Origin of the sequence: Nocardia mangyaensis, assembly GCF_001886715.1 — a bacterium.
In the GTDB taxonomy this organism is placed as follows: Bacteria; Actinomycetota; Actinomycetes; order Mycobacteriales; family Mycobacteriaceae; genus Nocardia; species Nocardia mangyaensis.
Genome location: NZ_CP018082.1, coordinates 6,321,728 through 6,333,901 on the forward strand (window position 1 = coordinate 6,321,728; position 12,174 = coordinate 6,333,901).

Consider the following 12,174-nt stretch of genomic DNA (forward strand, 5'->3'; position numbering starts at 1 on the left):
CATCGTGGTTGGCAGGTTGGGATCGGCGCGCACGCGGTATGTCCCTGCCGACCAGGGGGCGATCAGCGATGGACCAATTCGGACGCTGGGACCGAGCAGGGGTTTCGTCACAGTTCAGCGCCCGGAATGAGGGAGCGATCTGTTGGTTGGCTGGTCGGTCGGTGCTGCTCGGCTGCTTCGTTGTCGGGTTCTGTCGCCGCGGCCGGTAGCGCTAGGTGGACGGCGTTTTCGATCCGGTGCCCGGCGGCCGAGGGATCATCTGCTGTGGTGGGGTCGATGAGTTGATGGCGAGCGCGGGTGAGCAGTTCTTGTGTCGTCGGCGGCATCACCAGGCCCGGTTCCGCACCGGTCGGTGGGGTGGTGGTGCGGCGCAGGCTGGCCAGCGACGATCGAACACTCGCCGCGACCGCCGGGGTGGCGAGGTCACGCCAGAGCGCGGTCAGGTCGTCGACGGCGCGCAGGCTGTGCGCGGCGAGACGCTCAGCGAGGTGGGCATCGGTCACTGTCACAGCGCGGACGCGTTGGGCGGGCCTCATTCCGATCGCGGCGGCGGTATGGATGATGCGCGTGCGGATCGCGTCCATATTCCGTCGAAGCTGATGCGCCACCGCAGGTTCTGGTTCTGATTCGATCCCGGCGCGTTGCAGATGTTGGTGGCGCAGGACCGAGACCGTGGCCATGTCGACGAGCCGGTTCGTGTCGGCGACGACTCGGCCGAACCCACGGCGGATCACGTTATTTTTGGGTGGATCGCGCAATACCGTGGTCGGTTGCCACATCCTGTTCGCGTTGCCGTATTCGCGTGCTTGGTTGATCCATACCGCGGGCACTCCCCTGCTGGCGGCGGTGATCTCGGCGATGCTGCGGTCATGGTCGAGGCGAACGAGTTCCGGGGCGTGCTGCTGGCGTCCACGAATGACACCGGCGCGGCGAGCCAGGTCATGGATCAGCGTGAGCGACTCGGCCTGCGGGGCGGGCAGATCGGAGACCAGACGAGGGCGAGCCGTGGGGCTGCTCATGGATCGATCCCGGGATAGTTGATCTCGGGGGCGCTGAACATCGGTGCGGTGATGTCGGCGTCATAGTCGGTGTGGGCCGACTGCGATCGTGTGGCCTCGACAGCGGCACCGATGTGTGCGCCTGGCGCGTCGGAGAACAGGCCAGACACACCGACATCGCGGCCGCTGAGGGTGTCCAGCATCGCCAGGGGATCCGGTGCGGCGATCGTCGGGTTCGGTGTGATCCCTGCTGCGGCCAAGGCGATGGATTGGGCGGTGTAGCTGGTCATGTCGGTGTTCGCGATCGCGTGCCAGTTTTGGGTGAGTTGAGCTTGGGTCTGCCCGGCCGCTGATGCCGAGGCTTGCTCGATCCATTGCGGGTGCGGCCAGTGCTGGCGGGCTTGCTCGGTGTCGATACCGAGTAGGACACCGATCTGGGCGGATCGGCGCCATAGCGTGGTGAGGGTCTGGTCCACGCTTGCGGTGGTGTCGTCGTGTCGCCCGGTGCCGTGGGTGTAGGCGGCGTGGATGCCGGTGAACCGGGCTAGTCGGTCGATATCGGCGCGGAGGTTGTCGACCAACGCGCCGCGATCGACCGGGGCGGCGCGGCGCAGGAACAGGTTGGTGTTCCAGCGGATTGCTTTGGTGCCGCGTTCGCGTGCCTGATCGATCCACTCGGCCGGGACCCCGCCCGCGAGGGCCGCCGCGGCGAGTTCGGTGTGCAGGATCGCCCGCGCGTGGAAACTCTGCGTCCGGTCTTGGGCCGGCTCAATACCGCTGGCGCGCTGGACGTTCAGCATCTTCTGGGCGTCAGCGGCCTGGTTCTGAAGTGCTTTGAGCACCCGTTTCTGGACTGTGGTCGCGTTTGCCATACTCACTGCGGCTCACCGCCCTGCGCCAAGGCCCGGAAGTCCGGAGCGAAGCCGAGGGCTTCGATCGGGATGGTCGATCCGGGGGCGCCGAACCAGTTCGCCGGAACCTGCTCGCTTGTGAGCCCGGAGGTGTCGATGTGCTGGTCGGGTGTGCACCTGTGCAGGGGGCCGTTGGCGGCGTCGAGGATGTATCGGAACTGTGGGTCGATGTGGCGGACGAACAGCGCGCTCATCGCCATTTTGTCCTCGGCGTTGACCGCGGCCTCGAAGCAGGCGTGCAGCCCGGCGAAGCGGATGGCGACGCTTTGGTGGCGCCACCATTGCCGGCACCACGTGTACTGGCCTTCGCGGTTGTTGGCGGCGATCTTGACTGACGTCACTGGCAGCAGCCATTGTTCGGCGAATTCGCTGTAGTGGTCGAACTTCTTCGGTGGCTTGTCGTCGTCGACAACCGGGGGCTTGGTGCCGAACCAACCAGGTGGGACAGGGTCGAACGGCAACGACGGTGTGGCCTGGTGATGGGTGCGAGTGCACCGGTGCAGGGGGCCGTGCGCGGCGTCGAGGATGAGGTTGACGTGCGGGTCGAAGTGGCTCAGCAGGAAGGTGCTCAAGCTCGATCCGGCCTTGGAGCGTCGCATCGCCTCGAACGCGGTGTGCACATGGGCGACCCGCACCGCGACCGGGCGATGAGACCACCACCGCGTGCACCAGGTGAAGGTGTTCTCCCGGTTCGCTTCCGCCAGCCGGACGTTGATCGTGGGCAACATCCACGCGTTGGCGAAATCGGTGAAGTGGCCGAATTGCGGTGGCATCGGCGCTGTGGTGCTGGCTACCGGTGTTGAGCTCGGGCCGCTCATGAGGGCCCCTCCTCTGCTGTCGACGGCCCGGATTTGATCAGCGAGACGCGTCCGCCTTCGAACCGTTGCATCGACTTGCGCACCAGCGGCGCGTACTCGCTGTCGAACCACGGGACTTTGCGGACCACGACCGGGCCGTGGCCGGGAAGTCGGACCAGGGCGCGGTCTTTCGGCAGGGCAGCGAGCATCGCGACATCGAGAATGGGTTCAGCACGCCAGGACAGGCTGCGTTGGATCCCGCCGGGGGTGTAGGTGCGGGAACGATCGGAGACGTCGTGTTGCCCGGCCATCGCCGACCAATGCTCCAAGTAGTCCCGCGAGGCGATGGAGCCGCCGTAGACCTCGATCGACTGGGCCATCATGGTCTTCAAACCATTGACGCCCCATAGGTTTTCGCCTTGTTCGAGGACCTGGAGAATGGTCATCAGGATGATCCCGCAGCCCGCCGAATACGTGTAGTAGGAGGGCAGTTCGCTGATTCGGGCACAGTTGGCGGCTTCATCGAGCACACACAACAGCGGTGTCGCCAGTCGCCCGTCCGGGCGGGCTCGGGCCGCAGTCAGGGCGGCTTCGAGGACTTGGCCGACCAGCGCGGCGGTCAAGGGCGTGGCACCATCAGGCCCGGTCATCGACAGCGGGTACAGGGTATCGTTGGAGGTGACGAACGCGACGGGATCGAACTCCGGCAACAGGTGCGTGCGCGCCTGTTCGGTGGCCTCGATCAGGACACCGTTGCGAATCGAGGACACTTTCCCGCCCCGGCTCGGTGCCGCGGTCGTGGGCTTGGCGGTGGTTTCGCTGACCTGGAACAGTTTCCGAACCGGGGGCGTGATCATTTGGGCGTACCCGGAATCGGAGAGCACGTTGAGGAACCTTCGCGCCATGTCGTAGAGGCCGTCGCGTTGTCTGGCGTAGAGGCCTTGGCATTCCAGGATCCGTGCAGCGGGCCGATCATGGCCGTAGTGGCGCAATATCAATGCCGGGGTCGGATCCTGGTCGCGGCCGAGCCATTCCGCCACATGGTGCAGGTCCCCGCCCGCGCACGCGGCGGCGAAGACGCACAGCGCGAACAGCTCTTGGGCGCCACCGTCGAAGTAGGCATCGGTCTTGGCATTGGCGATCTCGTTCGCGGAGCCGGCCGACCCGGACACGAAGAACCCCGCCAGCTTTCGCGCTGCGGGTAGTCCGGTGACTTGGTCGAACAGATTCACCCAGAACCCGCACACCACCTGCCCGGTCACCGCTTGTAGGTCACATACCCACACTTGGCCGACTTGCTCGCGCCCGTACACGGTGTGCCGGTACAGGTCCGGTTTGTTCGATGTGGCCAGGCACGGCCCCCACGCCGATAGCACCGCGGGGATCGCCCAGGCCACGGTCTTGCCGGTTCGCTGACCCGCCGTCACTGTGACACCGAGTTCGGCGGGTACGTGTAGGGCGATGTCGCCGATGACCGTGCGCCCCAGCAGCGGTCCGGGATTGGCTCGGACTTCGGGTGGTGCGTCGGCGAGCAATCGTTGGTTGTCGGCGAGGTTGTCTGCGACGCGAGCGATGCGGATCTTGCCTGGCCGTTGCATCGTTCGCGCGGCCACATCGACTTCCCGGCCGGTACCGAACATCGCAACCCCGCGTACTGCCAGCGCACCGATCGCGCACAGCAGAACCACGGCGATCGGGGTCGCTTGCCAGGGCCATCGTTTGTCCGCGGCGAGGACCGACAGCAAGGCGATGAACGGGTTCCATGACATCGTTTGTCCGGCCCACCAGCTGCCCAGTTTCAACGCCGCCCACAGCACGACCACAACAGCGAGCAGTGCCAACAGAATGAGGAGCATGCTGGCTTCCTCACCCATCCCGGATTTGGTGCGACGGCGGGTTTCACGGGGAGAGAACATGATTGACCTGGTCCTTTCAGAGTTGGGGGTCAACGGCAGATTCGTGCGCGGGCGCGTCGATGACGCCGGTGAGTCCGGGGCTCGCCCACTCGGCGGCGAAATCGGTATGAGGTAGGGCAGCGTCTACCGCGCCGGAGATCACCGCACCTGGCCCTGGTAGGTCGGTACTGGCTGTGGAGCTGAGGTGGTGGGTGGTGGTCTCTGCGCCTGCGGCCAGCGCGAGCGCGGGTGGTTGGTCGGGTGCGATGCCGAGCTGGGTACGCAGTGCGTCGAGTTCTGCCAGCGCGTTGTCGCGTTCGGACAGGACGTGGTCGAGCTGCGCCAGCCGGGGCGCCCCGGGCTGTTGTGACCAGAACTGCCCCGACAGTCCGGTTTGGTAGGCGCTGGTGATTTCGTCGGGGTCAGCGCCGGCGGAGAGAGCAGCGCGGTTGGCCTCGCGCGCACCGTCCATCAACCGCTCCATCTGACCGATCAGGACTTGCCCGCCCTGGGGTGTTCCGTCGAACTCGGCGGCCAGCCGGATGTGCTGAGCGGTCAGGTCTTGCAGTCGGCGCACAGCAGCGATCTGAGCCGGGACCTGGTCGAGGGTGGCAGTGACGGCGCGGTCGAGAGGCGCGATGCGGTGCTCGGCGGACAACAGCGCGGTGATTTCCTCCGCGCCGGTGTCCAGATCACCGAGAGCTTCCTCGGCGGAGAGCAGCTCGTCGGAGCTGTTGATGATCGCGTCGATCTCGGCCAGGCTCAGCTGTTCGCCGGATCGCCCGCCCAGCGCGCGATCAGCGGCATTACCCGAGCGCGTCGCCGCGGCGCTGGGGTCGGGGACCACGCTCAGGTGGCGGGGTCGCCACCGGGCGCCGTCTTGAGCTGATTGGTCGTTGACCGGCTCGAGGTGCCCGGTCAGTTCGGCGGCTTGGCGTTGGGTTCGGACGGTGTTCGGGTCGATGCCGGAGCCGCCCTCGATGAACGATTGCTGGAGGCGACCGAACTCGACGCGTGCGGTTTCGGGGTTGGCAGTCCAGGACTGCACCGCGGTGGTCAATTGCTGCCACAGCCGCTGATGCTCGGGTGTGCCACCCTGTTGCCACTGGCGGGCGATGGCGTGCGCGCGAGCATTGAGTTCGACGATCTGAGCGGGGGTTTCGCCGTAGGCGGCGATCTCGCGTGTTTGGTGGTAGGTGGCGAAGTCGGCGCGCAGTTCGGCTTCGACGCGGTCTGCGGCTTCGCGGTAGTAGTCAGGGTTGGTGAAGCTCGTTCCTCGGGTCTCCCAGCTCATCGAGTGCTCCCGGAGAAGCAATCGCGATACAGCGGTGCGGGGTTCGAGGCAGAAGGTGGTCTTTCACGGATATGGATGGGCATCGTGCTTCCTCAAATTGAGAAAACGTCACACCCTTGTCGGGTGTGTGAGGTCCCAGCGGTTCAGGTTCGGTCGCTTCGGTCCAGTTCCCCCTAGCCGATGCGCCGACAAAACACAGATTGTTGTTGCGGCCTTACAGTTCTGGTCCGCGGTCGGGGCTGATCTCTCGGCCGCGCCCGGCTGCCGGGTCGTGGTCGGGCTCCCACGTCCACTCCCGGTCCTCGCCCAGGGCCGCGTCCACCACGGCGGTGATCGCGGTGCTCTCGGCCGCGAGATCGGTTGATTCGGAGTTACGGATAGCGGTGTCGACGAACTGGACCCGCAACGCACTCGTCGCGTCGGCGAGCATCTGGCGCGGCGTCGGCGGCGCCACCGCGGCGGGATCGGTGGGCGCGCCGGTTTCGGGATCTCGCGGAACATACGGTGGCACCGCCAACGCCGGATCAGCGCGGGCATAGCCGTTCCATTCCTGGGCCAGGGCTTGCTCGTCGTAGGCGGCGAAGGTGACCGCGTGCACGCGGCGGATCCCTTCCACGCTCGAACCCCACAGACTGTCGCCTTCGGCCGGGGTCAGTTGCGCCGCGGCCGCGAGCACGGTGATGCGCGTGTGCAGGGCTGCCATGTTGTCGGCGAACTGCGCCACCGCGATCGGGTCTCGGTCGAGAGTCCATCGCCCGGTGGTGATTCGGTCGATCCGTGCGGCTTCCAGGCTCGCCATGCGTTCCAGATTCCACAGGTCGACCTCGAGCATGTCGAGGTAGAACTCCTGCGCTTCGTTGGCCCGTGCGGGATGCTGGCGCACCACGTGGCTCGAGGGTGAGCTCGCTCCGCGCTGGCCGAGTTCGCGGGCATCGACCACCCAGCCCGGATCGACACCTTCCAGCACTGCCTCGAACTGGGCATGCTCGGCTTCGACGCTGAGCGTTTCGAGTCGCTCCTGCCAGACCAGCTGGCTGTCTCCGGAGACGCCGTCGTCGAACATGCCCGGTCCCGCGTCGGTCACCTCGCGCAGCTGGGCAGCGACATTCTGGACCCGGCGCAGGAGCTCGCCGTGGCGCTGACTCATGGAGGGTTCGTGTGCGCTGGTCATCACGACACTCCCGGCTCGTGGCCCGGCGCATAGCCGGGGATGCCCGGATCGGGGTCAGATCCTGGATCCGGCGCCCATACGGCTCCCGTGTCGGTGTTGGTCGCGTCCACGGCGGCGCCGATCGCCTCCGCGGCGTGAAGCCGATGAGCAGCGGCGGCACTGGCCGAAGACTGTGGCACCCCGGGGTGGTCGGCGCCCTCAAAGTCACGGGAAAAGAGCATCAGGGCGGCGCGCGCGATCATCTGCCGTGGCGACGGTGGCTCGGTGAGGCTGCCTGCCAAGAACTTTCCGGTGTCGGGGTCCTGGCGTCGATAAGGGGGTATCCGCAGTCTCGCGTCGGCGTCGGCATACTCGTGCCACTGCCCGAGCAGTTGCACGTCGCTCATCTGGTCGATCGCTGCGGCGTGCATTCGGCGCATGGGTTCGGCGCCCGCGCCCCACATCCGATCGCCTTCCTCCGGGGTGAGCTGCACGGCGGCCACGAGGGACGAGGCCCGCGAAAAACGCACGTGCATGTGCTCGAACACGGCTAAGTCGCGCGCCGAGTCGCCCGTGATAACTCCGTGGCCAGCCGCAGCTCGGACCGGGAGCGCCATGTCGAGGGCTGCCATCCGCTCGAGCTGCCACAGGTCCAGATCTAGTAGATCCAGGAAGAACCGCTCGATATCCAACTCGCGCACGGGAACCCGCCGCACCGCACCTGTTTGCGGGTCCGCGCCTTGGTGCGAGCCCACCGTGCGCGCGTCCTCGATCCACGTCGGATCCACCCCTGCAGCCCGTGCCTGCTCCTGGGCGGCGGTGAGGGCGGCGTGGGGCCGGTCGATCTGCTCCTGCCACCTCTGTCGTAGGGGATCAGTGACATCGATGTCGGCGATCACCGATGTTGGCGATCCGTGAGATCGGCTCACCTCAGCGGCGAGGTTCTGGATCCTGTGCATCCAGGAGCTCCACCGCAGAGGCGTTTGGTGTAGATCGCGCCCGCTGGTCATGACCCCACCCCCTGGTCGACGCCCACACCAGGTCCGCGTCCGGGCGGGTGTTGTGGATCGGGGTCGGGCTCCCAGTCGGTGCCGAGCCCGGTGCTGGTCGCTTCTACCGCCGTGCCGATGCCATGACCCAGGCGTGGGGCCGACTCGTCAGCGAAACTGGCTGCGGCTAGCGCCTGTTCGGCGCGCTCGGCGACCTCCCACGGTGTCGGCGGTCCGAGATTGGTAGAGGCACTGGTCGCCAGGTTGTCGAAGCCGCGCGAGACCTCGGCTTCGACACCTTTCCACGACATTTCCGCAAACCGTTGCTGCAGTTCGGTATCGGTGTAGGAGGCTGCGGTCAGCTCCGCCAACTGCTGCCAGGAGTCGGGTCCACGCCCCCACAGCTGGTGGGCCTCACCGTGGTCGAGGTCGATCAGCGCCGCGGTGCCGGCGGCACGGCGCCACAGCGCGGCCATGTTGTCGTGGAGTTGGCGTTCTCCCGGTTCGTTGTCGGCCAACCCACCGGTGTGGACGCGATGCAGGTACTCCGCGCGGACCAGGGCCGAGTGTTCCAGGCGCCACACATCATCGGCGATCTGGTCGAGCAGGTGCACCCGCGTCGGGCTCGCCCCAGGCGGAGACATCGGCAGGAGCGCGCTCTCGGGGGTATCACCCCAGCGGGCTCCCCTGGCTCCAGTCTCGGTGGCGTAGTCGATCATCCGTTGCGGGAGGTCGAGTCCATGGGCGTGGAGTTCGATCTCGGAGCGCTCGGCTTCGAGTGCTCGCAGGTTGGTCCGCCAGTTTTCGAGCTGGATGTTCGGGCCATTGGCGGCGGTCGAGTATTGCGGGTAACCGTGAAACAGCGTGCGGTAGTGCTCATAGCTCGAGTTCTGGATTCGTTCGAGCAGCCGAAGCTGCCACGACGGCAGATCCTCGGCACCGGACAGCGGATGACTCACTGGTTTCTCCAATCCTGTTGAATCACTGGACTTTCTGTGATGGCTGGCTGTGACGAGCGATGGCAGTGGCATCCGATCTGTCACGGCTCCGGGCCCATGTCGGGCCCGCGGTATCGGTCCGCGTGCGAAGCAGGCCGGTGATCGGTGGGCTCGGATTCGGTCTGGGAATCGGCGGCGGTGGCCTCGATCGCGGCGTCGATGCCAGCCCCACCCATGCCGCCCGTGGCTGGGTCGGGTTCGAGGGCGGCTGCGGCGAGCTCGACCATCCGATCGGGCAGCACGGGCAGTTGACGGGTGATGTCGTCGGGCGTGATTCCGGCGGCTTGGAGCACCATCACCGGCATCGACACCGTGGCGAAGTTGGTCTCGACGACGGCCCGCCACTGCGTCATCAGCGCTGTCCGGTCCAGCGTTGCCATCGTTCGGGCGACGTGGTCGGTCCACGGGCTGTCGGTGGGTTGCCAGGCGTGTTGTTGTTCGACAGTGGTCAGGCCTAGGGCGTGGCCGACGGCACCGACGCGTTGCCAGTGCAAACCCATCACCCGCCGGAACGCGGCGAATCCCTCGCGCGGCAGAGTTCCCTGCTGGGAGAACGCCGCCCCCACCCCGGCCATCGTCTGTAGTTGCGCGACAGCTCGCAGGTGCCCGCGAAGCAGGGCGTCGCGGTCGATCGCTTCGGTGCTCAGCAGGGGCTGGCCGGGTTGCCAGCGGTGTCCGCGTTCACCGGAGGCGCGGGTGTAGTCGATCACCGATTTCGGCACCCCGACCGCGGTCGCGATCTGTTCCAGGTTTTCCCGGGTGCGGCGCCCGATATCGAGATGAGCCAGCGCCGTCGGCGACAGATGCGGGTTGACTCCGGTGCGGGATTGGTCGATCAGGTGCTGGTTATCGCTGGCCAGGTTCTGCACGGCCTTGAGCAGCTTGGCCTGGATCGGGTTCGGATCGAACATCTCACCGGCCCCGTCCCATACCGGGATCGCCCCATACCTCGATTTCCTTGCCCGTGGCGCGAGTAGGCGAAGGTTCCGCTCCCCCGCTGGTCAGGTCAGGGTCGGGGGCGGTGGGGTCGATGTCGTGGACCGCTGCGGCCGATACGGCGGCCTCGATCCATTCACCGGCTTCGACGATCTCCGCGTCGAGGATGGTTTGCGCAGTCGGGTCAGCGGTGTCATCGAGATGGTCAGCGAGGTGGTTGAATTCGTCGTTCAGGTGCGCGTTGATCGTCAGATCCGCGGCCAGCCCGTCCATGTCACCGAAGCCTCGAGACCCGCTACCGGATAGATCGGCCCCGTTATCGGAGAAGAAGTCGTCGGGTTCGATCCCGGTGTCGTCGACGAACCGTTCTTCGTAGGCTCGGGCCGCGGCTTCGGCGTCCACGGAGAGGTCGCGGGTGGCATCTGCGGCGGCGAACTGGGCCGCCGCTGCCTGGCCTGCGCCGGTTCGTGCATCGGAGTGGTGCAAGGTGTCGGTGAATCCCGCGGCACGGCGGCGAATCTCGATCATCAGTTTTTTGAGCTCGACGTCGAGTTTGTGCAGCTCAACGTCGCGGGCTTCGCGGTTGGTGTAGCCGGCGATACGTTCGGTATGGAGTTCCTTGCTCTGTGTTCGGGAGAGCGCACCATCTTGTTCGCGTCGTGCGAGATCTGTTTCAGCCCTGGTGATTTGGCCTTCTTTGTGGCGGAGATCGACCTCGGTGATCTGTGCTGCGTTGGCGATGCGCGCGCGGACCTCGTCGATCTTGGCCATGCTCAGCGCTTGCTCTGTCCCCAGGTTGCCGAGCCTGGCCTGGTGCTCGATCCACGACCGTTGGTTCTTGGCCGCTTCGATCGCGGATCGCTGCTCGGATTCGGCGCGTGAGCGCGATTCCCCGCCTCTGCTGCGGAACAGTGCGTTGGTGGTGTGGGCGGTCTGTAGCGCCTGCAGGAATCCTTGACGGACCGCTTGGCCACCCTCTTCGACCGGATCCCCACTCATCACAAAACCTGCATTTCGGCGAGCAGCCATGCCCGTTCGGAGCCTGGACGAGTCGATCTCGCGGACACCAAGAACACGATCGGTGTCCGATCGGCCGGAGTCAGGGTGACCGACAGGACCCGGCTCGACGAGGTCGCCGTATCAGGCGGATGATCGTCACCGGTAAGACGAACCTCGGTCCGCAACGGCACGTGGTGCTCAACCCAGTCCTGCCACACGGCGACAGTGATCGGCGACCACAGCGAGGCCCCCACACGAGTGTCGGTCGAGTACGCGGCCCGCATCAGCGGTCGCGCCGCCTCGAACATCGACCGCGCATCCAGCCCGACCACCGGATCCAGTTGATACAACGTGCTCACCGCGGCCCGCAGAACATCCGATGCCGAGCAGGGCCAAACCTCGGAGTGTGGTGGCGGGAAAGCCTGCGCGCTGCAGATCGGTTCGACTACCGGCGCATCCGCGGTCGAGCACCCACTCACTGCCGTCGGTGCAGCCAGTCCGACGACAACCGTGGTCGCGAACAGAGCGGGTTTCATGACGCGCTCTCCCACAGCTCGTGCAGGTCGACCGTCCGCCAGACGACCTGATCGGGCCAGGTGCATTGTTCGGCGGCCGGGTTGCGGACCGCGACAGTCGCGATATCGAGGACCAAGCCCTCGGTGGCGGCGATGCGGCGCAGCCGATCGAAATCCAGACCGCGACTGCGGGCCAGGTTCAACCGCAAGACACCGGCTTCGGCACCCCACTCACGCACAGCGTGAGCGGACAGCTCGATCGCCTTCTCCGCCGACACCGTCGCCGCGTCGACCCCATCGACCATTGCGGCGCCGAAGCTTTCGTGCCAGATCATGCGACCGGACGCGGCGCAGACGGTGAACGCCTCCATCGTCGCCGCCGACCACACCGTCAGCTTCGGGCCCGTCGCCGCCCTGCGCACAAGGTTGGCACCTGAACTTGCCCAGAGGATTTCGGTCTGTCGCAGACCCTCGTAATCGATACCTGCGACTTCCAACAACGCCATCACGTAGCGCTGCGACATTTCTTCGGTCGTGAAGCCGTACTCGGTGGCGAGGCTGTCGAACTCCTCCGTAGTCGCAAAGGTCCACAAGTCGGTCAACCGGTCGCGGACCATGTCCTCGGGTGTGGTCGGGGGCGACGGAGCTTTCGAGGTGGTGGGTTGGGTTGTCATGGGTTCTCCTCGAGACAC

At 66.4% G+C, this 12,174-nt stretch carries 12 protein-coding genes; all 12 read right to left on the reverse strand.

Annotated elements, in window-relative coordinates; genetic code table 11:
* Positions 1 to 107: 107 nt before the first annotated feature.
* The 12 genes from BOX37_RS28745 to BOX37_RS28800 all read right to left on the reverse strand — a co-directional run bounded on the left by BOX37_RS28745 (position 108) and on the right by BOX37_RS28800 (position 12,156).
* Entirely contained in the window at positions 108 to 1,019 is a 912-nt protein-coding gene (locus BOX37_RS28745) for a hypothetical protein (RefSeq protein WP_071930344.1), read from the reverse strand.
* Entirely contained in the window at positions 1,016 to 1,876 is an 861-nt protein-coding gene (locus BOX37_RS28750) for a hypothetical protein (protein ID WP_156910608.1), read from the reverse strand. The genes BOX37_RS28745 and BOX37_RS28750 overlap by 4 nt, the downstream gene beginning before the upstream one ends.
* The gene (locus tag BOX37_RS28755; RefSeq protein WP_084760289.1) at positions 1,873 to 2,727 is read right to left on the reverse strand and encodes a DUF4913 domain-containing protein; all 855 of its coding nucleotides are present in this window, start codon (positions 2,725 to 2,727) and stop codon (positions 1,873 to 1,875) included. Before BOX37_RS28755 ends, BOX37_RS28750 begins: the two co-directional genes overlap by 4 nt.
* Positions 2,724 to 4,622, reverse strand: a complete 1,899-nt coding sequence (locus BOX37_RS28760; protein ID WP_084760294.1) for a type IV secretory system conjugative DNA transfer family protein — start codon at positions 4,620 to 4,622, stop codon at positions 2,724 to 2,726. Before BOX37_RS28760 ends, BOX37_RS28755 begins: the two co-directional genes overlap by 4 nt.
* Positions 4,623 to 4,638: 16 nt before the next feature.
* Complete coding sequence (locus BOX37_RS28765; RefSeq protein WP_071930348.1) at positions 4,639 to 5,895, reverse strand: hypothetical protein; 1,257 nt, start codon at positions 5,893 to 5,895, stop codon at positions 4,639 to 4,641.
* Between the two features lie 214 nt (positions 5,896 to 6,109).
* Positions 6,110 to 7,066: a hypothetical protein gene (locus BOX37_RS28770; protein ID WP_071930349.1), complete on the reverse strand. Its 957-nt coding sequence runs from the start codon at positions 7,064 to 7,066 to the stop codon at positions 6,110 to 6,112.
* A complete protein-coding gene (locus BOX37_RS28775; protein ID WP_071930350.1) occupies positions 7,066 to 7,944 on the reverse strand; it encodes a hypothetical protein in 879 nt (292 codons plus the stop codon). The genes BOX37_RS28770 and BOX37_RS28775 overlap by 1 nt, the downstream gene beginning before the upstream one ends.
* A 107-nt stretch (positions 7,945 to 8,051) precedes the next feature.
* Entirely contained in the window at positions 8,052 to 8,993 is a 942-nt protein-coding gene (locus BOX37_RS28780; protein WP_071930351.1) for a hypothetical protein, read from the reverse strand.
* Positions 8,994 to 9,073: 80 nt separating this feature from the next.
* Entirely contained in the window at positions 9,074 to 9,943 is an 870-nt protein-coding gene (locus BOX37_RS28785) for a hypothetical protein (protein ID WP_071930352.1), read from the reverse strand.
* Position 9,944: 1 nt separating this feature from the next.
* Complete coding sequence (locus tag BOX37_RS28790; RefSeq protein WP_156910609.1) at positions 9,945 to 10,739, reverse strand: hypothetical protein; 795 nt, start codon at positions 10,737 to 10,739, stop codon at positions 9,945 to 9,947.
* Positions 10,740 to 10,966: 227 nt separating this feature from the next.
* Positions 10,967 to 11,326 (reverse strand): hypothetical protein, encoded by a 360-nt coding sequence (locus BOX37_RS28795; protein WP_156910610.1) that lies wholly within the window; start codon positions 11,324 to 11,326, stop codon positions 10,967 to 10,969.
* Between the two features lie 173 nt (positions 11,327 to 11,499).
* The gene (locus tag BOX37_RS28800; RefSeq protein ID WP_156910611.1) at positions 11,500 to 12,156 is read right to left on the reverse strand and encodes a hypothetical protein; all 657 of its coding nucleotides are present in this window, start codon (positions 12,154 to 12,156) and stop codon (positions 11,500 to 11,502) included.
* Between the last annotated feature and the right edge of the window lie 18 nt (positions 12,157 to 12,174).